We start from the raw sequence: 23,304 nt of genomic DNA, 5'->3' as shown, positions 1-23,304 counted from the left end.
CATCGGCCAGGCAGTGATGCACAGCAGTCCGCCCGCGGACGCACCCGTCGTCCGGGAACCCCTGCACGCCCCCGTCGCCCATCTCCTGCGCGGCGGGGTCGTCGAGGGCGTCCACCACGGTTCCGTCGTCGTGCTCGGCGCCGACGGTGAGGTCCTCTTCCAACTCGGCGACATCGAGGCCGCGTTCTACCCGCGCTCGGCCCTCAAGCCCGTCCAGGCCGTGGCCATGGTGCGGGCCGGGCTGCCGCTCGACGGCGAGCTGCTCTCGCTGGCCGCGGCGAGCCACTCGGGCGAGGAGCGCCACCTCGCCGGCGCCCGGCGCATCCTCGAACTGGCCGGTCTCACCGAGGACGACCTGCGCAACGTCCCGGACCTGCCGTTCGGCCCCGCCGTCCGGGACGCCTGGGTGCGCGAGGGCCGGCCGCCCTCGCGGCTCGCCCAGAACTGCTCAGGCAAGCACGCGGCGATGCTCCACACCGCGCGGCTCGACGGCTGGTCCCTGGACGACTACCTGGACCCGGCCCACCCGCTCCAGCAGGCGATCGCCGAGACCGTCGTGGACCTCACCGGGCAGCGGATCGCCCGGGTCACGGTGGACGGCTGCGGCGCCCCGCTGTTCGCCGTCTCCCTGCACGGCCTGGCCCGGGCCGCCGCCCGGATCACCACCGCCCCGCCCGGCACCCCCGAGGCGCGGGTCGCCGACGCGATGCGCGAGCACGCCGAGATGGCCTCCGGGGCCGGGCGGGACGTGGCCGCGCTGATGCGGGCCGTGCCCGGGCTGCTCGCCAAGGACGGGTTCGAGGGGGTCGAGGTCGCCGCGCTGCCGGACGGCCGCGCGATCGCCGTCAAGATCGCCGACGGCGCGGCCCGGGCCCGCGTCCCGGTCGCCACTGCGGCGCTGGCCCGCGCCTGCGTCGACCCGGCGCTGCTCACGGAGTTCGCGGGCGAGCCGCTGCTCGGCGGCGGAGCACCGGTCGGCCGCGTACGCCCGGTGCGCGCACTGGACCCGCTGCCCCTGCCGGCCGGCGCCTGACACCCCGGCCGGCGCGCACGACCCGCCGCCCACCCGCACCCTCCCGAAAGAGGAACCGCTCCGTCATGACCGCCGCACTCACCCGCCGCGAACACGACCTGCTCGGCGACCGGGACGTTCCCGCCGACGCGTACTGGGGGATCCACACCCTGCGCGCCACGGAGAACTTCGCCATCACCGGCACGCCGATATCGGCCTACCCGCACCTGATCGACGCCCTCGCCGCGGTCAAGGAGGCCGCCGCCCTCGCCAACGAGGAACTCGGGCTGCTGGCACCCGAGAAGGCCGCCGCGATCGTGGCCGCCTGCCGGGAGATCCGCGCCGGCGACCTGCACGACCAGTTCGTCGTCGACGTCGTCCAGGGCGGCGCCGGCACCTCGACCAACATGAACGCCAACGAGGTCGTCGCCAACCGCGCACTGGAACTGCTCGGGCACGACAGGGGCCAGTACCGGCATCTGCACCCCAACGAGGACGTCAACCTCGGCCAGTCCACCAACGACGTCTACCCGACCGCGGTGAAGATCGCGACCGTCTTCGCGGTGCGCGGCCTGCTCAAGGCCATGGCGGTCCTCCAGGACGCCTTCGCCCGCAAGGCCGTCGAGTTCCGCGACGTGCTGAAGATGGGCCGCACCCAGCTCCAGGACGCGGTGCCGATGACCCTCGGGCAGGAGTTCTCGGCGTACGCCGTCATGCTCGACGAGGACCGCAGCCGGCTCGCGGAGGCCGTCGAGCTGATCCACGAGATCAACCTCGGCGCCACGGCGATCGGCACGGGACTCAACGCGCCCGCCGGGTACGCCGAGGCGGCCCGCCGCCGGCTCTCCGAGATCACCGGCCTGCCGCTGGTCACCGCCGCCAACCTGGTCGAGGCCACCCAGGACTGCGGCGCCTTCGTGCAGATGTCCGGCGTCCTCAAACGGATCGCGGTCAAGCTCTCCAAGAGCTGCAACGACCTGCGCCTGCTGTCGTCCGGCCCGCGCGCCGGCCTCGGCGAGATCAACCTGCCGCCCGTGCAGGCCGGTTCGAGCATCATGCCGGGCAAGGTCAACCCGGTGATCCCCGAGGTCGTCAACCAGGTCGCCTTCGAGGTCATCGGCAACGACGTCGCCATCACCATGGCCGCCGAGGCGGGACAGCTCCAGCTCAACGCCTTCGAGCCGATCATCCTGCACTCCCTGTCGGAGAGCATCACGCATCTGCGCAACGCCTGCGTCACGCTCGCCGAACGGTGCGTCGCCGGCATCACCGCGAACACCGACAAGCTGCGCGCCACCGTGGAGAACTCCATCGGCCTGGTCACCGCGCTCAACCCGCACATCGGCTACGCGGCCGCCACCGACATCGCCAAGGAGGCCCTGACCACCGGCCGTGGCGTGGCCGAACTCGTCCTGGAGAAGGGCCTGTTGCCCGCCGCGACCCTGGCCGACCTGCTGCGTCCGGAGATCGTCGCCGGCAACGGGGCGCCCACCGTCTGAGCCGCGGCGAGGCACCGCGGCCGGTCCGGCGGCACAATGGCGATCATGACAGTGACGTCGTCCGCCGCCTTCCTGCCGGTCCTGGAGCGCATCGCCGAGGAGATCGGACGCACCCCGGGCCGCGGGCGCCCCGCCGACTACATCCCGGCGCTCGCGGCCCGCGACCCGCGCAGCTTCGGCATGGCCGTCGCCGAGCCGGACGGGACGGTGTACGGGGTGGGGGAGTGGCGCCGGCCGTTCTCGACGCAGTCCATCACCAAGGTCTTCACGCTCGCCCTCGACCTGTTCCGCGAGGGCGACGCACTGTGGGAGCACGTCGGCCGCGAGCCGTCCGGCAACCCCTTCAACTCCCTGGTGCAGCTGGAGTACGAGAACGGCATCCCGCGCAACCCGTTCATCAACGCGGGCGCCCTCGTCGTCACCGACCGGCTCCAGACCCGTACCGGGGACGCGGCCGGGGAACTGCTGGCCTTCCTGCGCGCCGAGAGCGGCAACCCGGACCTGGACTTCGACCTGGAGGTCGCCGCCTCCGAGACCGCGCACGGCGACCGCAACGCGGCCCTGGCCCACTTCATGGCCTCGTACCGCAACATCGACAACCCGGTCCCCGTCCTGCTCGACCAGTACTTCCGGCAGTGCTCCGTCGCCGCGTCCTGCGCCGACCTCGCCCTCGCCACCACCGTCCTGGCCCGGCACGGCGTCCGCGCCGACGGCACCCGGCTGCTCACCCGTAGCCAGGCAAAGCAGGTCAACGCGGTCATGCTGACCTGCGGCACCTATGACGCGGCGGGCGAATTCGCCTACCGGGTCGGCCTGCCCGGCAAGAGCGGCGTGGGCGGCGGGATCATCGCGGTCGTGCCGGGCCGGTGCGCGCTGTGCGTCTGGAGCCCGGGCCTCGACGAGCGCGGCAACTCCGTGGCGGGAGTGGCGGCCCTCGACCGTTTCACCACGCTCACCGGCCTGTCCGTCTTCTGACCGGGCGGCCGGTACGGGTCCGGTCACACGCCGGTCACGAGCAGGTCTCTCACCGGTGAGTGGCACGTCGCCTTGCGGCCACCCGGCGTTGACACGCTTGCCGAGTGTTGGCCATGGCTTTCCCCGTCGATCTCCGCCGCTGCCAGATGCTCGGCCTGGCCGGTACCGCCTTCCTCGCGCTGGGCGGTGAGAGCGCCGGAGCCCTGCCCGTCCAGGAACTCCTGACCCCCGCGTCGGCGCGGGCGGCCCTCGGCCTGGTCGGGGTGTACTTCGGCGTCGTGCTGCTGATCGCGGCCTGGGCGCTGCTCGGCCGGGTCGTCCGCGGCCCCGAGCCCCCAAGCCCGCGCGCCCTGCTGCTGGTCCTCGTGGTCTGGGCGAGCCCGCTGCTGCTCGCGCCGCCGCTGTTCAGCCGGGACGTGTACAGCTATCTCGCGCAGGGCGCCATGGTCGACGCCCACATGGACGTGTACGCGTACGGGCCCGCGCAGCTCGGCGGACCGCTCGCCGACGAGGTCGCCCCCGTGTGGCAGAACACCGCCGCCCCCTACGGCCCGGCCTTCCTCGCCGTCGCCTCGGCCCTGTCCGGTCTGACCCGCGGCGAACTCCCCGCCGGGCTCGTCGGCATGCGGCTGGTCGCGCTCCTCGGCGTCGCCCTGATGGCGGCGGCCCTGCCCCGGCTCGCCCGGCACAGCGGCGCCGACCCCGCCGCCGCGCTGTGGCTCGGCGCCCTCAACCCGCTGGTCCTGCTGCACCTCGTCGCGGGCGCGCACAACGACGCGATCATGCTCGGACTGCTCGGCGCCGGCCTGGTCGCGGCGCTCGGCCGGTGGCCCGCCGTCGGCGCCGTGCTGGTCACGCTCGCCGCCCTGGTCAAGGCGCCCGCCGCGCTCGGCCTGCTCGCGGTCGTGGTGCTCCAGGCGCGCGCGGGCCGCGGCCCGCTGCGCGCCGTCCTGACGACGGCGGCCGCGGCCGGGGCGACCACGGTCGTCGCGACGGCCGTGGCCGGCACCGGATACGGCTGGATAGGCGCCCTCGACACCCCGGTCTCCTCGCACAACTGGGCGCTCACCAGCCTGCTGGGCCGGGCCACCGGGGCGCTGCTCACCCACCTGGGCAGCGATCTGGCGCCGCTCGCCGTCCCCGCCTGGCACGCGCTCGGCCTCGCCGCCACCGCCGTCGCCGTCCTCTTCATATGGCTGCGGCTGCGCCCGCGCCCGGTGTACGCACTCGGTCTGAGCCTCGCGGCGGTGGCCGCCTTCGGCCCGGCGATCCGTCCCTGGTACGCCCTGTGGGGCCTGTTCCTGATCGCGGCCGCCGCGCCCAGCACCTCGGTACGGCACCGGGTGGCCGCCGTGACGGCCGCGCTCGCCCTGGCCGTGCTGCCCAGCGGTGCCCCCGCCGACACCGGGCAGCTGCTGCTCGCCGTCTCCGGCGGCGTGCTCGGCGTGGTCGTGCTGTGGCAGGCCCACCAGGCCGCGCAGGCCCCGGCGCTGGGCCGGACCGCATGAGAGCGCCGCGCACCGAACGGAGCCGGCTGCGCCGGCTGCGCCAGCTGCTCATCGTCATGGTCCTCGCCGCCGCCGTGACCGCCTTCACGGCCACCGTGCCGCTGCTGCGCGACTTCTTCGACCTGCGTGTCTACCACGGGGCGGTCGACACCTGGATCCACCACGGCGGCCGGCTCTACGACTACCGCGTCCCGGGCACGACGTACGGCTTCACCTACCCGCCGTTCGCGGCGGTCGCCATGCTGCCGATGGCCCTGATGGGACTGCACACCGCCATCGCGGTCTGTCTGCTGCTCAACCTCGGCGCGCTGGCCGTCGTGCTGCGCCTGCTGGCCGGGCCCGACTGGCGCCGCCACGGCTGGTTCGGCTGGGCGCTGGCCGTGTGCCTGCTCGCGCTGTTCGAGCCGGTGCGCGACACCTTCAGCTTCGGCCAGGTGAACGTGCTGCTGCTGGCCCTGGTCCTGGTCGACGCCTGGCTGCTGGCCACGGGCCGGGACCGCTGGGCGGGCGTGGGGATCGGGCTGGCCGCCGCCGTCAAACTGACGCCCGCCGTCTTCATCGGCCTGCTGCTGCTCACCCGCCGCTGGCGGGCCGCCGCGACCGCCACGGCGGTCGCGCTCGCGGCCACCGCCCTCGCCGCCTGGGTGGACCCGGGGGCCTCGCGCTTCTACTGGACCGAGGCGCTGTGGGACACCAGCCGGGTGGGGCGCCTCGACTATGTCTCGAACCAGTCGGTGCAGGGCGTGCTGGCCCGCCTGGGCGAGACGGGCCGCCCGCTGTGGGCGGCGGCGGTGCTGCTGGTGCTGTGCGTGTGGGCGTGGCGGGCGCGCCGGGCCGTCGCGGCCGGGGACTGGACGGCGGCCTTCGCCCTCACCGGCCTGGTGGCCTGTCTGGTCAGCCCGATCACCTGGGTGCACCATCTGGTGTGGCTGCTGCCCTCCTTCGCGGTGCTGGTCCGCACCGGGCACCCGCGGACCGCGGGCGCCCTGTACGCGGTGCTGTGCACCAGCGTGGTGTGGCTGTGGTTCGAGGACGCCTCCGGCGTCGACGGGTTCCTCGGCAGCAACGCCTACACGTGGATCACGCTCGGCCTGCTGCTCGGTCTGCCGGTGGGTCAGCCCCGGGCGCCCCGCTGGAACTTGACCCGCAGCGCCAGGGCCACGGCGCCCGCGCTCAGCCCTGCCATGCCCGCGATGACGCCGGGCTCCGACCAGCCGGAGCCGGAGTCGGGCACGGACGCGGCGACCGCGGCCGGGGACGGCACCGGGGACGGGGCCGCGGTAGGCCGGGGCTTGTCCCGCAGCGCGTCCAGCGAGCCGACCGGGTCGACCCGCCCGGCGGCGGCGAACCCCCAGTCCAGCAGCGCGCGCGCCTCCTCGTAGACGGTGAGGCCGTTGCCCTCCTGAGGGTTGAGCACCGTCACCACGAGGGTGCGCTCGCCCCGGCGGGCGGCGGCCACGAGCGTGTTGCCGGCCTCGCTGGTGTAGCCGTTCTTGATGCCGAGCAGCCCGGGGTAGCGCGCCACGCCGTCCTCGCCGGTCAGCAGCCGGTTGGTGTTCTCGATCCCGTACGAACCGTCCACGCCGGGGAAGGCGGCCGACGCCGTCGAGCAGTAGCGGGCGAAGTCGGGGTCGCGCAGTCCGGCCCGGCCGAAGACGGCCAGGTCGAACGCCGAGGACACCTGGCCGGGGGCGTCGTAGCCGTCGGGCGAGACGACGTGGGTGTCGTGGGCGCCCAGGGCACGGGCCTCGGCCTGCATCCGGGCGATCGTGGCGGCCCAGCCGCCGTTGAGCGAGGCCAGCACGTGCACGGCGTCGTTGCCCGAGCTGAGGAAGACGCCGCGCCACAGGTCGGACACCTGGTAGGTCTGCCCCTCCCGGACTCCGACGACGCTGCTGCCGTCGCCGACACCCGCCAGTTCCTTCGCGGTCACCCTGTGCCGGCTGCCCCCCGACAGGGCCGGCAGCACGGTGAGGGCGAACAGCGTCTTCAGGGTGCTGGCCGGCGGCAGCTTGCGGTGCGCGTCGTGCGCGGCCAGCACCTCGCCGGTACCGGCGTCGGCGACCAGCCAGGACAGCGCGGTGAGGTCGGGCAGTTCGGGCGCGCCGCGATGCGGCCTGACCTTGGTGCCCTTGCCGAAGAGGACCACGGGCTGCGGCACCGCGGCTGTCGGCGGGGCCGGAGGCGACGGCGCGGCGGTGCTAGGCCGGGCGACGGCCACCGTGGGCGTGAGGGCCAGCATGCCCGCCACACAGAGGGCGCAGGCCGGCACGGCCCACCGAGAGGCAGATCCGATTGTCATATGAGCAACGTAGAAACGGAGCTGCCGTGGTGCGCGCTGTCCGGGCCGCATGGCGTCCCCGAGCAACCCGGATGTCCCACACGGGCGCCCCGGGCCCGCCGGGTCCGGCCGACCGAACGGCTCAGCCGGACGGCAGCGTCGGCCGGACGCGGCGCAGAAACGTCGCGTTGTCGGGGGTCTCCCGTATCCGCTCCAGCAGGGTCTCCACGTTCGCCGGTCCGCCGTCCCTGCTCCGCAGGGCCCGGCGCAGACCGCGTACGGTCGTCAACTCGGCGGGGGTGAGGAGGAGTTCCTCGCGGCGGGTGCCGGACGCGGTCAGGTCGACGGCCGGGAAGACACGGCGCGCGGCGAGCTGCCGGTCCAGGCGCAGTTCCATGTTGCCGGTGCTCTTCAGCTCCTCGAAGAAGAACTCGTCGGCGCGGGAGCCGGTCTCCACCAGCGCGGTGGCGAGGACGGTGAGCGAGCCGCCCTCCTCGGCCTGGCGGGCGGCGCCGAAGAACCGCTTGGGGCCGAGCAGCGCCGCCGCGTCGACGCCGCCGCTGAGAGTGCGGCCGCTCGTGGCCGCCGCGTTGTTGTGGGCCCGGCACAGCCGGGTCAGCGAGTCGAGCAGGACGACGACGTCCGCGCCGTCCTCGACGAGCCGCTTGGCCCGTTCGATCACGAGTTCCGCCAGCGCGATGTGCTGTTTGGGCGTCCGGTCGAAGGTCGACGCGTACACCTCGCCGCGCACCGAGCGCCGCATCTCGGTGACCTCCTCGGGGCGCTCGTCGAGCAGGACCACCATGAGATGGCACTCGGGGTGGTTGCCGGCGACGGCGGCGGCGAGCTGCTGGAGCAGCACGGTCTTTCCGGTCTTCGGCGGAGCCACGAGCAGCCCGCGCTGGCCCTTGCCGACGGGCGTGAACAGATCGATGAGCCGGCCGGCCGGTCCGGACGCGGGGTGCTCGAGCCGGAGCCGTTCGTGCGGGTGCAGCGGGGTGAGGTCACGGAAGTGGGGCCGCTCGCGCAGCTCCGCGGGCGCGCGGCCGTTGACGCGCCCGACATCCGTCAGCGCGCGCTGCGCGCCGCGGACGCCTTCGACGAGGTCGCCCTTGCGCAGGCCGTGCCGGCGGATCAGCGCGGCCGGAACCTGCGGGTCGGACGGCGTCGGCAGGCAGCTCTCGGCCCGCAGGTGTCCCTTCCCGTGCGCGTCGATGTCGAGGACACCGGTGACGGTCCGGTCGGCCGAGGGCGGTGACTGCACCGGGGGGTGTTCGAGGATGGTGGTCATGGATGGTGGTCCTTTCGCGGACGCTGTGCCTGGCATCAGGCGGGTGAAGGGAGGGGAGGGGGAGGGCCGCGGGGAGGGCGCGGAAGAGCGCCTGGGCGGCGGACAACACCTGGGGCAGGGCCACGGCCACTGCCGACGGGGTGTGCGGGAAGCCGGCGTGACGGCCGGAGAACGGCGGCCCCATCGGCGAACTGAGGTGAGAGACGAAGAGAGACGCACCGGCGCCCACGACGGGGCGTACACAAGTGCTGAGGGAAGCCTACCACGCCGCGTCGGCGTCCGCGGCGGAGAGCTTCCGGTGCGGGGTGTCGATTCTGCGCGGCCCCGTTCGCCGGTGGGGTGTAGGAAGTCCATGAGGACCGGGAGGACCCATGAAACACATGCTGCCCGCCACCCGCGCCGACCTGCGCCCGGGGCTCTAGGCTGACCGGATGTTCAGCCCCGAGGGACCCAGCCTGCGCGAACTCGCCGTCCAGGCGCTGTCGTCGGTCGAGCACGGCTACGACCTGCTCGCCCCGAAGTTCGACCACACCCCCTTCCGCACCCCCGACGACATCCTGGAGGCCGTCGCCGCGGCGCTCGCCCGGCTCGGCCCGTTCGCCGACGGGCTCGACCTGTGCTGTGGCACGGGCGCCGGGATCGACGTGCTGACCCGGGTGTGCCGGCGGAGCGTCACCGGGGTCGACTTCAGCGCCGGCATGCTCGACGTGGCCGGCCGGCACGCCCACCCGGAGGGCCCGCGCGTCCACCTGGTGCGCGGGGACGCGCGTGCCCTGCCGTTCACGCCCGCCTTCGATCTCGTCGTGAGCTTCGGGGCGTTCGGACACTTCCTGCCGCGGGAACTGCCGGGGCTGTTCCGCCAGGTCCACTCCGTGCTGCGGCCGGGCGGCGGCTTCGCGTTCCCGGTGTCGGCCCCGCCCCGCCCCACGAGCGCCTGGTTCTGGATCCTGCTCGGCTTCGACACGGCGATGCGGGTGCGCAACGCCGTGTGGCGCCCGCCGTTCGTCATGTACTACCGGGCCTTCCGACTCGGCTCCGTGCTGGACGAGTTGGAGCGCGCCGGCTTCGGCACGGAACTGCACGCCCTGCCCGAGTTCGGCCGACGCGCCGACGGCAGCCCCCGCGCCCGACTGGTCGTGGCACGGCGCCTGTCCTGAACGGCCACTCGGACGGCGTCGGCCGGCGGGTGACCGCAGGGCACGTCGCGGTGCCGCGCCCCGCTCAGGCGTACGCGCGCAGCCAGCGCACCTTCGCCGCGTCCTGGAACGGGCCGCCGCCCTCGTGGTCGTTGAACTCGTACACCTCGATCGACTTGTCGTCGTGCGCCCAGGCGTTGTACGCGGCGAACACCGTGGACGGCGGACAGGTCTGGTCCTCCAGCGCGGCCGAGAACAGGGCGGGGGCCCGGCCGCGGGCCGCGAAGTGGACGCCGTCGAAGTAGGACAGGGTGCGCAGCACGTCCGCGGACCGCCCGCGGTGCGTCTTGAGGTAGAGGCCGATCTCGCGGTACGGGTGACGGTCCGTCAGCGTCGTCGCCCGCGGGAAGTCGCACAGGAACGGCACGTCGGGGGCGACCGCCACCAGGTCGGGAACCAGTCCGCCCACGGCGAGCGTGATGCCGCCGCCCTGGCTGCCGCCGAGCGCCACGGTCCGGCTCGCGTCGGTCAGCGGATGCGAGCGGGCCGCCTCGACCGCACGCACGGCGTCCGTGAACACCCGCCGGTAGTAGTAGTTCTCGGGCGCGTCCACGCCCCGGGTCATGAATCCCGGGTACGCGGGCACGGCGCCCACGGGGTCGGCGGTGCCGCCCCCGCCGCCCCAGGCGCTGCCCTGCCCCCGGGTGTCCATCACGAAGTGCGCACGGCCCGTCGACGCCCACAGCAGATGCTCGTACGGCAGCCCGCGCCCGCCGCCGTAGCCGACGAACTGCACGACCAGCGGCAGGGGTTCCGCGGCATCGGCGGGCAGCACCAGCCAGCCCTTGACCGGATGGCCGCCGAACCCGGCGAACGTCACGTCGTGGACCCGCACCGTGGACAGACCCGTGTCGACCGGTTCGAAGCGGGCGTCCAGGTCGTGCTCGCGCGCCTCCTGGAGCGTCTTGGACCAGAAGGCGTCGAAGTCCTCGGGCGCCACGGACGCGCTGCGGTACTCACGGAGTTCGTCGAGCGGTAGGTCGAACAGGGCCATCAGCAGCCGCCTTTGCGAAGAGTGAGTGCGGATGATCACACCGTACGTCCCTGCTCGGAGCGGTCGCCAGAGCCGTGCGGCCTGCGGGACGCCGGGCCCGCCGACGGGGCGGCCCGGCGGATTCAGGTCCGCCCTGGGGTCCAGTCCGGGCCGGTACGGGCCCACTCCCGTTCCCACTCCAGCAGCCGGTGGCGCAGCGCGATCCTGCGCGCGACCCCGTGGGCGAGGAGTACCACCGCCGCCGCGCCGCCCGCCGTGCACGCGCCGACGACCACGGTGTGCTGCCAGACCGCGATGGCGTCGGGCGGCGCGCCGACGCCGCGTCCGCGGGAGTCGAACCAGACGTCCACCATCTCCCCGGTGCGCGTGCCCGCCGGGACGTGGGCGACGGCCGTGCGCTCCCGGGCACCGGACTCCGCCCAGCGCACCAGGGCCCGCCGGGCGCTCTCCCCGCCGTCCTCCGTCGCGGGCAGCGGCAGGGCCGTGCCCCCGATCACCTTCGCGCGCACGATGTGCCGGTCGGCCCGCTGCGCCGCGGCGGTCGCCGCCGCCCGGTCGTGCGCCCCGCGGCCCGCCCACACCCCGACGAGGGGCACACCCACGAACAGCAGCACGGCGACGCCCAGCGCCGTCCACGCCTCCACGACGTCCGACCGGCGCAGCAGCGGATTGCCGCGCCGGTGTCGGCCGCACACCAGGGTCCGCATGTCGACCTCCTCGCCGTCGCGCCCCGCGCATCCCTGCGAGCCCCCACATCGCTCTCGTACCCCGTCCGGCACCGCTCGCCCACCTCACACACATCAGGGACGGTGCGTTTGTGGCGCGGGAGCCCGCAGCGGCGCCCGACATTCACGGACGCGCCCCCGAACCGCGGACCCCGTCTCAGCCGAAGCGCTCGATGCGGATCCGGTCCACCGGCTGACCGGCCGCGACGAGCAGCCGCGAGGCATGCTCGGCGAACCCGTTGGAGCCACACACATAGGCCTCCCACCCACCAGGCGGCTGCTCGGCCAGGAGCGGCGCCATATGTGCCGCCGCGAGACGTCCGACCGGCACACCCTGGGGTGCGCTCCGGGTGAACACGGCGGTGGTCTCGGCGCCCAGCTCCCGAGCGTAGATCAGCTCCTCGGGACGGCGTGCGGACACCAGCAGCCGCAGCGACACGGCGAGTCCGCGCGCCCGTTGGTGCCGGACCATCGACATCAGCGGTACGACCCCGGACCCGGCGCCGATCAGCAGCGCCGGCCGGTCGCCCGGCCAGGCGAAGAAGCCGCTCAGCGGGCCGCGCACCTCGACCGTGTCCCCGGGCCTGGCCACCGTGTGGAACCAGCCCGACACCTCGCCGCCCTCGATGTGGTCCAGGGTCAGCTCGATGTGCCCGGAGCCGTCCGGAGCCGACGCGATCGAGTAGTGGCGCTGCGCCACATAGCCGTCGTCGGCCGTGAGCCGCAGCATCAGATGCTGGCCGGGCAGATGCCCCGCCCAGTGCGGCACCGCGAGCCGGAAGGTGGCGGCACGCGGGGTCTCGCGCCTGACCTCGGTGAGGGTGGCCGTCCGCCACACCGACGCGGCCTGGTCGCCGACGGCGATGCGCCCGGGCACCGCGAAGCGCGTGCGGGGAGCGAACGTCTCAGTCACCGGAGTACCGCTGCTCCTCCCAGGGGTTGCCGCGCGCGTGGTAGCCGTTGCCCTCCCAGAACCCGGGCTCGTCGTGGTCGAGCAGGGTGAGACCGGCGATCCACTTGGCGCTCTTCCAGAAATACAGATGCGGCACCACGAGCCGCGCCGGGCCGCCGTGCTCCGGTGCCAGCGGTGTGCCGTCGTACTCCCAGGTGATCCAGGCGCGCCCACCGGTGAGGTCGGCGAGCGGCAGGTTCGTGCTGTAGCCGGTGTGCGAGTACGCGACGGCATGGGTGGCGGACACATGGGGCCGGACCAGGGCGAGGAAGCAGTCCAGCGAGACGCCCCCGAACCGCACCCCGAACTTCGACCAGCCGGTCACACAGTGGATGTCACCCTCGTACCCGGACGCCGGAAGCGCGTGCGCCGCCTCCCAGTCCCAGGTGTGCGGCTCGGCCACCAGCCCGTCCACGCGGAACGACCAGTCGGCGGGCGCCAGGTCCGGGGTGACCTCCGCGGAGAGCACGGGCCAGTCGTCCCCCGCGTCGTACTGGCCCGGCGGCAGCCCCGGATCGAGGACGCGCGGACGCCCGGTGAAGCCTCGGGTGACATGCATGATTCCACCGTACGCTGCGGCCGACGGTGCTCCGTACCAGGTCAGTGCCCCGAACATGGCGGCCGTGTGAACTCCGCGCCGGACCGGGAATAGCCGCCGCACGCTCGGCCTTGCCGCTGAATGCCGGCACACCGGGACGGCACTGGACGCCGGACCCGGTACGCCGGCGCGAGGGCAAGGAGAGTGAGGAAGCAGATGCCCAAGGCGTACGTCTTCACACAGTACGGGGGACCGGAGACCGAGGCATTCGCCGACGTCGGCCGCCCCAGGCCGGGCGCCGGTGAGGTGCTGGTCGCGGTGCGCGCCGCGGGGGTGAACCCCGTCGACTGGAAGCTCCGCGAGGGCCTGCGCCGCCCCGGCGACTCGGGGGACCGCGCGTTCCCGGCCGTGTTCGGCAACGAGGTCTCCGGCGTCGTGGCGGAGGTCGGCGACGGCGTGACCGCCATCGCCGTCGGGGACGAGGTCTTCGGCAACACCGTCGCCGGAGGGTACGCCGAGTACGCCCTGCTGCCCGCCGCGGTGACCGCGCACAAGCCCGCCGGGCTGTCCTTCACCGACGCGGCGACCCTGCCGGTCGCGGCGGCCACGGCCTACGACGGCATCCGCCAGCTCGACCTGCCCGCCGGAGCGACCCTGCTGGTCACCGGGGCGGGCGGCGGCGTCGGCGCGGCGGCCGTGCAGATCGCCCGGTCCCTCGGGGTGCGCGTGGCGGGCGTGGCGAGCGAGGGCAAGAAGGACTTCGTGGAGTCGCTGGGCGCCGTGCACGTGCCCTCCGGACCTGACCTGGCCCGCCGGGTGCGGGCCGCCGCGCCCGACGGCATCGACGCCGTCTACGACCTGGTCGGCGGCGAGGTGCTGACCGAGGCGGCGGGCCTGCTCGCCGACCGGACCCGGCTGATCACCGCGGGCGCCCCGCCCGAGACCGTCACCGAGCTGGGCGGAGCCCGGGTCGCCCGGGCCCGCACCACGGCCGTGCTCGACGCGGTGGCCCACCTCGTGCTGACCGGTGTGCTCGACCCACATGTCACCCGGACCTACCCGCTGGACCGGGCGGGCGAGGCGCTGCGCGCCGTCGAGGACGGCCACACCCGCGGCAAGATCGTGATCGAGGTCGCCCGGTGAGCGAACCGAACCCGCGGGCCGGCACCGCCGCCCGGACCGAGCACGTCCTCGACCACCCCGCCCTGGCCTCGCTGACCGGCCCGCACGCCCGCTTCGCCGAGCGCCGCGGCCGAGTGCTGCGCTACCCGGTCGACGTGTCCCCGTGGCTCGCGCTGCCCGACGATCCCGACGCCGACGACTGGGCGGACGCCGCGGCGCTCGCCGGACCCGGCGCCGAGGTCACGCTGGCCGGCTTCGGCGGACAGGCGCCGCAGGGATGGGAGATCACCTTCCAGGCGGCAGGTGTCCAACTCGTGGACGACGGCCTCGCCGCCGCCCCCGACGCGGAGGCGGTCCGCCTCGGCCCCGCCGACGTCCCCGAGATGACCGACCTGGTCGAACGCACCAAGCCGGGCCCGTTCCTGCCGCGCACCGTCGAACTCGGCACCTATCTCGGCATCCGGCGCGGCGGGGCCCTGATCGCCATGGCGGGGGAACGGCTGCATCCGCCCGGCTGGACCGAGATCAGCGCGGTCTGCACCGATCCCCTCTTCCGCGGCGAGGGCCTGGCGACCCGGCTGGTCCTCGCCGTGGCGCACGGCATCCGCGCGCGGGGCGAGACACCGTTCCTGCACGCGAGCGCGGAGAACACCAACGCCGTCCGGCTCTACGAGTCGCTCGGCTTCCGGCTGCGGCGCAGAACCGTGTTCCTCGCCGTCCGGGCACCGCAGCGCCTGGCGGACGGCCGGGAAGCCCTACGGGTCTGACCGGATCAGGTCAGCCGGCGGCAGGCCCGGACGCCGCCGCGTTGTAGCGCTCCAGATATCCGGCGAACCGCTTCAGATCCTCCTCGGGCCAGTCCGTGAGCCGCTCCCGGAAGACGGCCCGGCGGCTGCGGGTGACCCGGTCGAGGATCTCCTGCCCAGCCGGCGTCAGACGCAGCACCTGGACCCGGTGGTCCGCCGGGTCCTGCCGTCGCTCGATCAGCCCGGTCCGCTCCAGGGCGGCCACCTGGCGGCTGACCGTGGACTTGTCCAGGACGTAGTGCGCCGCCAGGTCCGTGGCCCGGCAGCCGCCGCTCTCCTCCAGATGGCCGAGCAGGGTGTACGACACCAGGGACAGCTCGGGGTGCATGCGGCCGGCCGAGGCCCGGGCCCGGCGGGCGAAGACCGTCATCTCGCGCTGGATGGTCTCGATGGCCGTCTCCGCTGCCGTCACGGTGATCCCTCCTGCGAAGCTCCGGATGTCTCCGGCCGTCTCTGCCCGTCGCTGTCCGCTCCGGGCCACCCCTCCCTGGTTGCACCGTACAACTTGATTCGGCCGCGGTCCGGCCGGAGCCGGAGCTGAGCGCTCCGCTGGAATTGCCGCGATGTGCCGTCGGTCGTCCGCGGCACCGTCGTGGCTGGTCGCGCAGTTCCCCGCGCCCCTTCAGGGCGCTGCCGAACCGCAGCGGACTTCACCGGACCTGCTCAGCTTCGCTGTCCGACCGCTGGGGTAGGGTGGCCGTCCGGCCGCGGAACGTCCCGGCCTGTGCCGTCGAGGAGGTGAGACCCATTACCGCTGTGTCAGGTCGGGTGCTCACCCCTCACCGCGGCGGGCGTCGCCGGTAGCCGGTGCCCGCGGGAGCGCCCTTCGGCCCCCAGGTCACCGAAAGGCTCTCGGCTTCCATGCCCCTGCTCACCCCTTCCGCCGTCGTCGCCGCGCTGCGCGCCGCCGGCTGCGTCTTCGCCGAGGACGAGGCGGAGTTGATCCTCGGCACCGCCCGCACCCCGGACGAACTCACCGCCATGGTGGACCGGCGCGCCGCCGGGCAGCCCCTCGAACACGTCCTCGGCTGGGCCCGGTTCCACGGACTGCGGATCACCGTGGAACCGGGCGTCTTCGTGCCCCGCCGCCGCACCGAGTTCCTCGTCGACCAGGCACTCGCCCGCTCCCCGGGCGCCCGGGTCGTCGTGGACCTGTGCTGCGGCTCCGGCGCCGTGGGCGCCGCCCTGGCCGCGGCGCTCGGCCCGGTCGAACTGCACGCCGCCGACGTCGATCCGGCCGCGGTGCGCTGCGCCCGCCGCAACATCGCGGCGTACGGCGGACACGCCCATGCGGGCGACCTGTTCGAGCCGCTGCCCCGCACGCTCCGGGGCCGTGTCGACATCCTCGCGGCGAATGTGCCGTACGTCCCGAGCGGCGAGGTCGGGCTGCTTCCCGCGGAGGCCCGTGACCACGAGCCGCTGCTCGCCCTGGACGGCGGCGTGGACGGCCTTGACGTGCTGCGCCGCGTCGCCGGCGCCGCGCCCGGCTGGCTCGCCCCCGGCGGCTGCCTCCTTGTCGAGACCAGCCAACAGCAGGCACGGCCGGCCGTCGAGACCCTCGCCCGCGCCGGCCTGACCACGGCCCTGGCGGTCTGCGAGGAGCTGTACGCGCACGTGGTGATCGGAGTCAGGGAGTAGCCGATCGCGGTCGGGGGAGCGGGGCGGCATGGCAACCGGTGCTTTTCGCCCCGCGCCCCGGACCCGTTGCCCCACGCACAGGTCGACCCACCACCTCCCGCCGAAGCCGCCCTCGACCAGGAAGGCCGTGGCGCCCTCCACCAGCGCGCCCGAGCCGGACGAGCCGCTACGGCGGACCGCGGTGTCCGGGCCGACGGCCCAGGTCCACCGGGCGCCGTCGTCGCTCGCGACGGTCACCTGTTCCGCCGTCGGTCCTTGCGCCGGTGCCTGCTGCCGGACCCGTACGACCCACCGGCCGGTGCCGGGGTCCGCGACGGTCGCCTCACCGTGCACGCCCACCCCGCCCGGCCGCCCGGGCCGTCCGAGGCGGTGGCGTACGCGACCGCGCCTCCCACTCCGGAGGGACGGGCCGGACCGGTGCGTGTCACTCGGTCGTGGGGTCCACGGACCGTGCGATGAGGAGCGCCACGTCGTCGTGGTTGTCGGGGTGGTGCAGCGTACGCAGCAGCAGGTCGCAGACCTCCTCCAGCGGGCGGTCCGGCCCCTCCAGCAGGGCCAGCAGCGCGGCCAGGCGCTCGTCCAGCGAGTGCCGGCGGGTCTCCACCAGCCCGTCGGTGTAGAAGACCAGCCGGTCGCCGGGGGCGAAGTCGACCGCGGTGGTGGAGAAGGCGACACCGCCGACGCCCAGCGGCACGCCCGTGGGCAGCGCGAGCAGTTCCGGCGGCTGCCCGGCGCGGATCCGGACCGGGGGCAGATGACCGGCGTTGGCGATGCGGCACTGGCCGAGCCGGGGGTCGTGGACGGCGTACACACAGGTCGCGATGGAGTGGTCAAGACCCGGGGTGATCTTGTCGAGCTGCCGGAGCAGCACGGCCGGGTCGAGGCCGAGCGAGGCGAGGGTGGCGGTGGCGGTGCGCAGCCGGCCCATGGTGGCCGCCGCGCCGATGCCGCTGCCCATGACGTCGCCCACGACGAGCGCCGTCCTGCCGTCGTCCAGCGAGATGACGTCGAACCAGTCGCCCCCGACCTCGCTCGCGGCGCCCGCCGGCTGGTAGCGCGAGGCGACCTCCAGGCCGGTCATCACGGGCGGCCGGCCGGGCAGCAGGCTGCGCTGCAGGGTGAGGGCGGTGTCACGGGCGTTCTGGTACCAGCGGGCGTTGTCGATCTGCACGGCCGCGCGGGCGGCCAGCTCCCCGGCCAGCAGCACGTCGTCCTCGTCGAAGGGCAGCGGATTGCCCGCGCGTTTGAGGTCGAGGGCGCCCAGCACCTCGCCGCGCGCGATCAGTGGCACCGCCAGGTAGGAGTGCACGCCCGCCCGGCGCAGCAGCTCGGCCGCCTCGGGGGAGTGGGCGATGTGGTCGAGGTCGGCGTCCCTCACCTGCGGCACGACGACCGGGCGTGCGGTGCGTACGCACGCGGTGACCAGCCGGTCGGGGGTGTACCGGACGCGCTCTCCGGGCGGGTCGGCGGCCCGGACCGCGTCCGTCTCCGGCACCGCCCGGACCGCGAGCGGGCGGATCAGCGCGGGCTCGGCCGGTCCCAGGGTGCTGCGGCGGCCCTCGACCACGGCGTCGAGCAGGTCGACGGCGGCGATGTCGGCCAGTTCCGGCACCGCGACGTCGGCCAGTTCACGGGCGGTGCGGTCCAGGTCCAGGGTGGTGCCGATGCGGGCGGAGGCGTCCGCGACGAGGGCCAGTCTGCGCCGCGCGGCCTCCGCCTCGACACCGGCCCGGTACTGCTCGGTGATGTCCACGATCGACGCCGCGACACCGAGCACCCGGCCGATGGCGTCCTCCAGCCGGTACAGCGACAGCGACCAGGCGTGGTCCTGGTCGGGATCCGCCGGGGTGCGGCCGACGACGGCCCGGTCGATCAGCGGGCAGCCGGTCTCCAGGACGTGGTGGGCCGCGTCCTCCACGGTCTCGAAGTCCAGCAGCGGCAGCACCTCGCGCGGGGTGTGCCCGATGAGTTCCTCGGCGGGGACGCCGTCCATCCGGACCAGCGCCGCGTTGACCGAGACGTACCGCAGCTCCGTGTCCAGCACGGTCAGCCCGATCGGCGACTGCTTGACCATCCGCTCCGACAGGGCCACGTCCTGTTCGAGCCGGGACACCGTGGACCGGTCGACCGCGAGCCCCAGCGCGAACACGTCGCCCCGGTCGTCCGTCAGCCGCATGTTGCGGAACTCCACCAGGCGCGTGCCGCCGTCCTTGACCCGGATGGGAAACGCGCCGGCCCAGCTCTGGCCGGTCGCCATCACGTCGGCGAACAGCTTACGGACCAGTGCGATGTGCTCCTCGTGCACCATCAGGCGGGCCGCGTACCGGCCCAGGGCCTCCCGCGCCGAGTAGCCGAACAGCTCCTCGGCCTGGGGGCTCCACAGCACGACGCGCCCCTCGACGTCCAGCACGACCGAGGCCACGCCCAGCACGTCGAGCAGCCCGCTCGGCCGGACCGGGCCACCGCCCCCGGCCAAGGGTGCCTCGGCTGCACTCATCGCACGCACCGCCTCACACCGTCCTCGCGGCACGTCGTCCCCCGGGCCGGATGCCCCTGTCGTATCGCGCCCACGCCCGGCTCTCCGACGCCGTCGTCCGCTATCTCCACCATCCCTCAACTCGGGGGCCGGCGTACGGCGAAACAAGGCGGAACAAGCGGTCACCGGTTTGTCTGCCACTTGTCTGTCACCGGAGCCGGTGGCGAACGCCGTCGGCGGTCACCGGTTCACCGGTCACCAGTTCACGGGCCACCACGCGCGCGTTCACCCCCACGTTTCCCGATTGGTCTGTACATGCTCATCGGATCCGGGCCAGACTGTCCGCCGAACGCGCCACCCACCCCCCACCACCGAGGAGCCGGCACCCATGCCCGTGTCCGCCCGGCAACGTTGTCACGCAGTCCTGACCGGACTCGTCGCGCTCGCCACCGCCGTCGTCGTATCCGTGTCCGCCGCCCCGCCCGCCTCCGCCGCCGACACCTGGACCGAGGTCGGCTCCGACCGCGCCGACCCGCTGACCGAGAGCCAGGGCCTGGCCTCGGTGGAGGTCCCGGCCGGCAGCCCCAACCGGTACACCGGCATCGGCACCATCCCCGTCGACCTCGCCTCCCGCGGCTGGAACCACGTGGGCGACCCCGACGCCTCCTACGACGGCTACTACATCGAGCCCTACCAGCGGGACTCCGGCAGCACCAAGATGTTCCGCGTCCAGGCGCCGGGCGGTGCCTGGTCCGAGTACGTGCACACGCTCAGCCCCGGGGAGGCGCTGAACAACTCCTGGGTCGCCGTCTCGCCGGGCGGGCAGTGGATGCTGTCGGGCGAGTACGGCACGATGAACCGGCTCCTGGTCTTCCCGACGCCGGGCGTCAACGCGGGCACGTCGCCCTCCGCGAACCTCCCGCAGGCCGCCACCGTCCGTCTCGACCACGCCGTGCGCGACGTCCAGGGCTGCGACTTCTCCGGCCCCACGACCCTGCTGTGCTCCTCCGACGACCCCGAGGGCAGCCTCTTCGGCATCACCAAACCGCTCCTGCAGATCGACCTGTCCGCCGAACCGAACGGCACGGCGGACGTGTCCGGCCATGTCACGGCGCTGCGTCAACTCCCGCTGCGCAGCGCCTGCTCCGGCACCTTCGAGGCGGAGGGCATCGACTACGACCGGCGCACCGGCACCCTGCGCGTGATCGTCGTCTCGCCCGGCTTCTGTGTGCTCACGGACAGCAAGACGTACCGGTTCACCCGCGGGTGAACCGGCGCGCCGGGGCGGCGCCACGCACCGGTAGTGCCCGGCGGCGGGTGGTGCTTTGCTGAGGGATGGGCGCGGTTGCGCGGGGTGTCCCCGTTCCACCGCAGCGCGGCCACGAGAGGAGCGATCATGAAGAACATGCGGCGGTCGCACCCGGAGTCCGTCTCGGTGGAGATCAGCGGGTGCTCCAAGGAGGACGCCCGGATCGTGTTCGACGTCCTGCGGGCCTGCTTCGCGTGCGACCGCGGTGCCGACGAGGTGCCGCAGCAGCTCCACGAGACGCGACCCATGGTGTGGCTGGGCACCTACGACGTGGCGGACGCCCATGAGGTGCCCGCACCGCCCGTCCGGCTCGGGTCCTCCGTCCTCGCGGACGTCCAGGGCGGCTACTGGGCCGTCGACCGGTTCCGTACGACTCTGGGCTCCCTGTTCGCCGTCCAGGAGACCTGCACCGCCTCCGGCGACCAGGAGCGGGATCTGCACCTGCGGCTGGAGAGCCGCTGACGTCCGTTCCCCCGCACGCCCCGGCCGGCCGCCCGCCGACCGGGGCGTCGCCCGTGGCACGGGCTCACCTCCTCCCGGTTGCCCTCGTCGGGGCTGGAGCTGACCGGGGGCCGGCTCCGCGCCCGGGCCGGCCCGCCGGGCCGCCCGCGTCCCAGGATCCGAAGCCGCACCGGGACGCCCTGCTGTTCCGGCCGCACACCGCCGCACGGTCGGCCTCGACGCCGATCTGTATCGCCGTCTCGACCTGCGCCGGCGGCAGCCGGCCGAGTACGAGGAGATCGAGCGCCGTGACGTCCCGCCGACCGGCGCCGGCCCGCAGGACCGGCCGTGCCACCTGGTCCTGCGCGCGGGTGTCGGCCTGGAGATGTCTGGACCCGATGACTCACCCACGCCCTGGAGGAGATCGAGACCCTGCCGCCCGACGGCCTGTCCGGGCGGGGGGACCCGACCGCGGACGCGGGGGAGGGGAGCCGGCCCCGGGGGCCGGACGGAGCGGGCCGCCCGGGGACCGCGCCGGCCGCTGCCGCGGGCCGTCCCGCGACGGGTGACCGGCCGGGGCCGGTCGAGTGCGCACCCGGCGCGGGAGCGGGCGTTCAGAGGCGGTGGGGCTTCGAGCGGCGCCGCAGGTACCAGCCCGCGGCGATCACCCCGCCGCCCACGAGGGCCGCGCCGATGCCGATGGTGACCGGACCGTAGTCGTGCACGGTGCCGCCCTCACCGCCCGCGACGCCCCGCTGCGGGGCGGGCGTGGCGGTGGTCTGGGGGGCCTGGGTGGGATTCGGGGCCTTCGCGGCGGAGACGATGACGGACTGGGAGCCGGCGGTGCCACCGTTCGAGCACACCACGACGACCGTGTACGTACCCGGGCTGATGTCGGACCAGGCCGCGGACTGACTGACGGTGGTGCCGGAGAGCGCCGCCTGGCGTCCTTCGGCGAAGTTCGTCTGGCCCGCGGCGAGCAGGGAGGCGTTGCCCCAGCTGCCGTTGATCTGGGTGCACGCGCTGGTGACCACGGACACGGTGGACGCGTTGGTGCTCACCGAGATGCCCGAGGCCGCGGTGGACGGCCCGGCGAGCCCGACGGGCAGCGCCGCGGCGGCGGCCAGTAGCTGGCCGGAGCGGGAGAGGAATCGAGTAGTGCGCATTGGGCTTGCCCTCCGGCGGCACGGTTGGCGGAACGTCCCATGCACCGCCGAGGGTCGGGAAACGTCCGTGCTGCCTCACCCGCATCCCATGCGGCGCCGGGCCGTCCCGCAGCCGGACCGATACCGTCCGGGTGAGTGGCTGCTCCGTCCGGGTCAACTCCCTTAACCCTGTGGCCCGGAGCCGGACCCCGAGCCCGTCGTCACCTTCCGCTCCGCCGAGAACCCGCCCCAGGTGCCGTCCGGCAGCCTGGCCCGGATCCGCACCCGGTGGGCGACCCCGGCCTCCCGGCCGATGTAGAAGCTGTGCGCGGCCCGGCCCTCAGGCGGGGTGCCGCCCCACACCAGCGAGGTGGGCTGCCCGCGGTCGAGCTGGATCTGGTACTCCGTGACCACGCCGTCGGCGCGCGGCGGGAGCCAGGACAGGTCGAGGTAGTGGGCCCCGTCCGCGCGGTGCGTCGTCACGCGGAAGCCGGTGGGCGCGGTGTCGCCGCCGTCGTCGTCGGTGCCCGGTGTCGTCAGCCGGACGGCGGCACTCGGGGGCGAGACGTTGTCCGCCGCGTCGCGGGCCCGGATCGTGAACGTGTAGCGGGTGCCGGGCCGCAGTCCGGTCACCACCGTCGCGGTCTGGCTGCCGCCGACGCTGTGCACCTTCGCCGTTCCCTGGTAGATGTCGTACGACGCCACGGTCCGGTCGTCCTCGGCCGCGCCCCAGGACAGCTGGACCGCGCGGCTGCCGGCCGCCCGTCCCGTCGGCCTCGCCGGGCGGGAGGGCGCGGAGCGGTCCGCCGCGACGGCGGCCGGTGTCCGCGCCCGCACCTGCCGGCTGCTCGGGCCGAGCCGTCCGTCGCCGTCCCGGGCCCGTACGGTGAAGACATATGTGGTCGACGGCGTGAGCCTGGTGACGTCCACCATGTGCGCGGAACCCGGCACTTCGCTGATCTTTGTGGTGCCGCGATAGATCTCGTAGGCGTGGACGCCCGGTGCGCTCGCCACCGCGTTCCACATGACGTGCACGCTCGTGGCGCTGCCGGCCTGTGCGGTGACACCGGTCGGCGCCCCCGGGGGCCGCTCGCCTCCGTCGTCGGCCGCTCCGCTCCAGCCGCAGGCCGCGACCAGCGCCAGTGCCGCCAGGGCCGGTGCGTGGGGTACGGGAACGCGTCGCACGGCTGTGCCTCCCCGGGGACGGCAACACGGCAATGGTCCGGACCAATATGCCCGGCCGGTGCGCTCTCATCAAGAGGGCCGTGTTGGTGACCACCCCGGAACGTTACGTATGCTGAAGCTCCTCACGGCCGAACTCTCCGGAAATACAGGGGAGTTCGCGCCTGTGGCGCGGAACGCTGTCGTCGCTGATCCCGCGCCGTGCGCGGGTGGT

20 protein-coding genes and 1 pseudogene are annotated in these 23,304 nt (G+C 74.4%); 11 read left to right on the top strand and 10 right to left on the bottom strand.

Translation table 11 applies throughout. From position 1 onward, the window contains the following. Nucleotides 1–16 precede the first annotated feature (16 nt). The 5 genes from CTZ28_RS26030 to CTZ28_RS49355 all read left to right on the top strand — a co-directional run bounded on the left by CTZ28_RS26030 (nt 17) and on the right by CTZ28_RS49355 (nt 6,376). A complete protein-coding gene (locus CTZ28_RS26030) occupies nt 17–1,033 on the top strand; it encodes an asparaginase (RefSeq protein ID WP_121892221.1) in 1,017 nt (338 codons plus the stop codon). Between the two features lie 65 nt (nt 1,034–1,098). Further along, nucleotides 1,099–2,511 (top strand): aspartate ammonia-lyase, encoded by a 1,413-nt coding sequence (gene aspA / locus CTZ28_RS26025; protein ID WP_121892123.1) that lies wholly within the window; start codon nt 1,099–1,101, stop codon nt 2,509–2,511. Nucleotides 2,512–2,547: 36 nt separating this feature from the next. Next, a complete protein-coding gene (locus tag CTZ28_RS26020) occupies nt 2,548–3,486 on the top strand; it encodes a glutaminase (RefSeq protein ID WP_121892122.1) in 939 nt (312 codons plus the stop codon). Nucleotides 3,487–3,599: 113 nt separating this feature from the next. Continuing rightward, nucleotides 3,600–4,994, top strand: a complete 1,395-nt coding sequence (gene mptB, locus CTZ28_RS26015; RefSeq protein WP_121892121.1) for a polyprenol phosphomannose-dependent alpha 1,6 mannosyltransferase MptB — start codon at nt 3,600–3,602, stop codon at nt 4,992–4,994. After that, on the top strand, nt 4,991–6,376 hold the full coding sequence (locus tag CTZ28_RS49355; RefSeq protein WP_121892120.1) for a glycosyltransferase family 87 protein: 1,386 nt from the start codon (nt 4,991–4,993) through the stop codon (nt 6,374–6,376). The genes mptB and CTZ28_RS49355 overlap by 4 nt, the downstream gene beginning before the upstream one ends. A gap of 35 nt (nt 6,377–6,411) precedes the next feature. On the opposite strand, the pseudogene CTZ28_RS26005 reads toward CTZ28_RS49355, so the two are convergent. Together CTZ28_RS26005 and rho are read right to left on the bottom strand one after the other, a co-directional pair. Next, a pseudogene (locus CTZ28_RS26005) lies at nt 6,412–7,236 on the bottom strand (D-alanyl-D-alanine carboxypeptidase family protein); the annotation flags it as partial. Between the two features lie 181 nt (nt 7,237–7,417). Further along, a complete protein-coding gene (gene rho, locus CTZ28_RS26000) occupies nt 7,418–8,566 on the bottom strand; it encodes a transcription termination factor Rho (RefSeq protein ID WP_121892118.1) in 1,149 nt (382 codons plus the stop codon). A 431-nt stretch (nt 8,567–8,997) separates the two neighbouring features. Here rho and CTZ28_RS25995 point away from each other — a divergent pair, with 431 nt between their 5' ends. Next, entirely contained in the window at nt 8,998–9,723 is a 726-nt protein-coding gene (locus CTZ28_RS25995; RefSeq protein WP_121892117.1) for a class I SAM-dependent methyltransferase, read from the top strand. Between the two features lie 64 nt (nt 9,724–9,787). On the opposite strand, the gene CTZ28_RS25990 is transcribed toward CTZ28_RS25995, so the two are convergent. From CTZ28_RS25990 to CTZ28_RS25975, 4 genes are all read right to left on the bottom strand, one after another. Next, a complete protein-coding gene (locus CTZ28_RS25990; RefSeq protein WP_121892220.1) occupies nt 9,788–10,756 on the bottom strand; it encodes an acetylxylan esterase in 969 nt (322 codons plus the stop codon). A gap of 122 nt (nt 10,757–10,878) precedes the next feature. Further along, a complete protein-coding gene (locus tag CTZ28_RS25985) occupies nt 10,879–11,463 on the bottom strand; it encodes an Rv1733c family protein (RefSeq protein ID WP_183154586.1) in 585 nt (194 codons plus the stop codon). A gap of 175 nt (nt 11,464–11,638) precedes the next feature. Then, entirely contained in the window at nt 11,639–12,394 is a 756-nt protein-coding gene (locus CTZ28_RS25980; protein ID WP_121892116.1) for a ferredoxin reductase, read from the bottom strand. Further along, complete coding sequence (locus CTZ28_RS25975) at nt 12,387–12,992, bottom strand: sulfite oxidase-like oxidoreductase (RefSeq protein WP_121892219.1); 606 nt, start codon at nt 12,990–12,992, stop codon at nt 12,387–12,389. Before CTZ28_RS25975 ends, CTZ28_RS25980 begins: the two co-directional genes overlap by 8 nt. Nucleotides 12,993–13,187: 195 nt before the next feature. Here CTZ28_RS25975 and CTZ28_RS25970 point away from each other — a divergent pair, with 195 nt between their 5' ends. Then, complete coding sequence (locus tag CTZ28_RS25970) at nt 13,188–14,114, top strand: NADP-dependent oxidoreductase (protein WP_121892115.1); 927 nt, start codon at nt 13,188–13,190, stop codon at nt 14,112–14,114. Next, a complete protein-coding gene (locus CTZ28_RS25965) occupies nt 14,111–14,860 on the top strand; it encodes a GNAT family N-acetyltransferase (RefSeq protein WP_121892114.1) in 750 nt (249 codons plus the stop codon). Before CTZ28_RS25970 ends, CTZ28_RS25965 begins: the two co-directional genes overlap by 4 nt. A 10-nt stretch (nt 14,861–14,870) precedes the next feature. Here the strand turns inward: CTZ28_RS25965 and CTZ28_RS25960 are convergent, their stop codons facing one another. Next, entirely contained in the window at nt 14,871–15,311 is a 441-nt protein-coding gene (locus tag CTZ28_RS25960; protein ID WP_259471805.1) for a MarR family winged helix-turn-helix transcriptional regulator, read from the bottom strand. 449 nt (nt 15,312–15,760) lie between these two features. Between CTZ28_RS25960 and CTZ28_RS25955 the strand changes: the two genes are divergently transcribed. Continuing rightward, a complete protein-coding gene (locus tag CTZ28_RS25955) occupies nt 15,761–16,537 on the top strand; it encodes a putative protein N(5)-glutamine methyltransferase (protein WP_121892113.1) in 777 nt (258 codons plus the stop codon). Nucleotides 16,538–16,961: 424 nt separating this feature from the next. Here the strand turns inward: CTZ28_RS25955 and CTZ28_RS25950 are convergent, their stop codons facing one another. After that, nucleotides 16,962–19,034, bottom strand: coding sequence for a SpoIIE family protein phosphatase (locus tag CTZ28_RS25950; protein WP_121892112.1), 2,073 nt, complete (start codon nt 19,032–19,034; stop codon nt 16,962–16,964). A 367-nt stretch (nt 19,035–19,401) separates the two neighbouring features. On the opposite strand from CTZ28_RS25950, the gene CTZ28_RS25945 reads away from it, so the two are divergent. Beyond that, the gene (locus CTZ28_RS25945; protein ID WP_121892111.1) at nt 19,402–20,283 is read left to right on the top strand and encodes a hypothetical protein; all 882 of its coding nucleotides are present in this window, start codon (nt 19,402–19,404) and stop codon (nt 20,281–20,283) included. Between the two features lie 126 nt (nt 20,284–20,409). Next, complete coding sequence (locus CTZ28_RS25940) at nt 20,410–20,784, top strand: hypothetical protein (RefSeq protein WP_183154585.1); 375 nt, start codon at nt 20,410–20,412, stop codon at nt 20,782–20,784. Nucleotides 20,785–21,377: 593 nt separating this feature from the next. Here the strand turns inward: CTZ28_RS25940 and CTZ28_RS25935 are convergent. Both CTZ28_RS25935 and CTZ28_RS25930 read right to left on the bottom strand, forming a co-directional pair. Then, complete coding sequence (locus tag CTZ28_RS25935) at nt 21,378–21,929, bottom strand: hypothetical protein (protein WP_121892110.1); 552 nt, start codon at nt 21,927–21,929, stop codon at nt 21,378–21,380. 162 nt (nt 21,930–22,091) lie between these two features. Then, the gene (locus CTZ28_RS25930) at nt 22,092–23,093 is read right to left on the bottom strand and encodes a fibronectin type III domain-containing protein (protein WP_121892109.1); all 1,002 of its coding nucleotides are present in this window, start codon (nt 23,091–23,093) and stop codon (nt 22,092–22,094) included. Nucleotides 23,094–23,304: the final 211 nt, after the last annotated feature.

The sequence above is a fragment of the Streptomyces shenzhenensis genome, from assembly GCF_003688995.1.
In the GTDB taxonomy this organism is placed as follows: Bacteria; Actinomycetota; Actinomycetes; order Streptomycetales; family Streptomycetaceae; genus Streptomyces; species Streptomyces shenzhenensis_A.
The sequence above is the reverse complement of the archived record's forward strand: the minus strand, read 5'-3'. Positions and strand labels throughout refer to the sequence as shown.

Excerpts from the sequence above, each read along its gene's own strand:
- CTZ28_RS26030 (WP_121892221.1), top strand. The coding sequence starts at position 17 with ATGCACAGCAGTCCGCCCGCGGACGCACCCGTCGTCCGGGAACCCCTG.
- aspA (WP_121892123.1), top strand. The coding sequence starts at position 1,099 with ATGACCGCCGCACTCACCCGCCGCGAACACGACCTGCTCGGCGACCGG.
- CTZ28_RS26020 (WP_121892122.1), top strand. The coding sequence starts at position 2,548 with ATGGCGATCATGACAGTGACGTCGTCCGCCGCCTTCCTGCCGGTCCTG.
- mptB (WP_121892121.1), top strand. The coding sequence starts at position 3,600 with ATGGCTTTCCCCGTCGATCTCCGCCGCTGCCAGATGCTCGGCCTGGCC.
- CTZ28_RS49355 (WP_121892120.1), top strand. The coding sequence starts at position 4,991 with ATGAGAGCGCCGCGCACCGAACGGAGCCGGCTGCGCCGGCTGCGCCAG.
- rho (WP_121892118.1), bottom strand. The coding sequence starts at position 8,566 with ATGACCACCATCCTCGAACACCCCCCGGTGCAGTCACCGCCCTCGGCC.
- CTZ28_RS25995 (WP_121892117.1), top strand. The coding sequence starts at position 8,998 with ATGTTCAGCCCCGAGGGACCCAGCCTGCGCGAACTCGCCGTCCAGGCG.
- CTZ28_RS25990 (WP_121892220.1), bottom strand. The coding sequence starts at position 10,756 with ATGGCCCTGTTCGACCTACCGCTCGACGAACTCCGTGAGTACCGCAGC.
- CTZ28_RS25985 (WP_183154586.1), bottom strand. The coding sequence starts at position 11,463 with ATGCGGACCCTGGTGTGCGGCCGACACCGGCGCGGCAATCCGCTGCTG.
- CTZ28_RS25975 (WP_121892219.1), bottom strand. The coding sequence starts at position 12,992 with ATGCATGTCACCCGAGGCTTCACCGGGCGTCCGCGCGTCCTCGATCCG.
- CTZ28_RS25970 (WP_121892115.1), top strand. The coding sequence starts at position 13,188 with ATGCCCAAGGCGTACGTCTTCACACAGTACGGGGGACCGGAGACCGAG.
- CTZ28_RS25955 (WP_121892113.1), top strand. The coding sequence starts at position 15,761 with ATGCCCCTGCTCACCCCTTCCGCCGTCGTCGCCGCGCTGCGCGCCGCC.
- CTZ28_RS25950 (WP_121892112.1), bottom strand. The coding sequence starts at position 19,034 with ATGAGTGCAGCCGAGGCACCCTTGGCCGGGGGCGGTGGCCCGGTCCGG.
- CTZ28_RS25945 (WP_121892111.1), top strand. The coding sequence starts at position 19,402 with ATGCCCGTGTCCGCCCGGCAACGTTGTCACGCAGTCCTGACCGGACTC.
- CTZ28_RS25940 (WP_183154585.1), top strand. The coding sequence starts at position 20,410 with ATGAAGAACATGCGGCGGTCGCACCCGGAGTCCGTCTCGGTGGAGATC.
- CTZ28_RS25935 (WP_121892110.1), bottom strand. The coding sequence starts at position 21,929 with ATGCGCACTACTCGATTCCTCTCCCGCTCCGGCCAGCTACTGGCCGCC.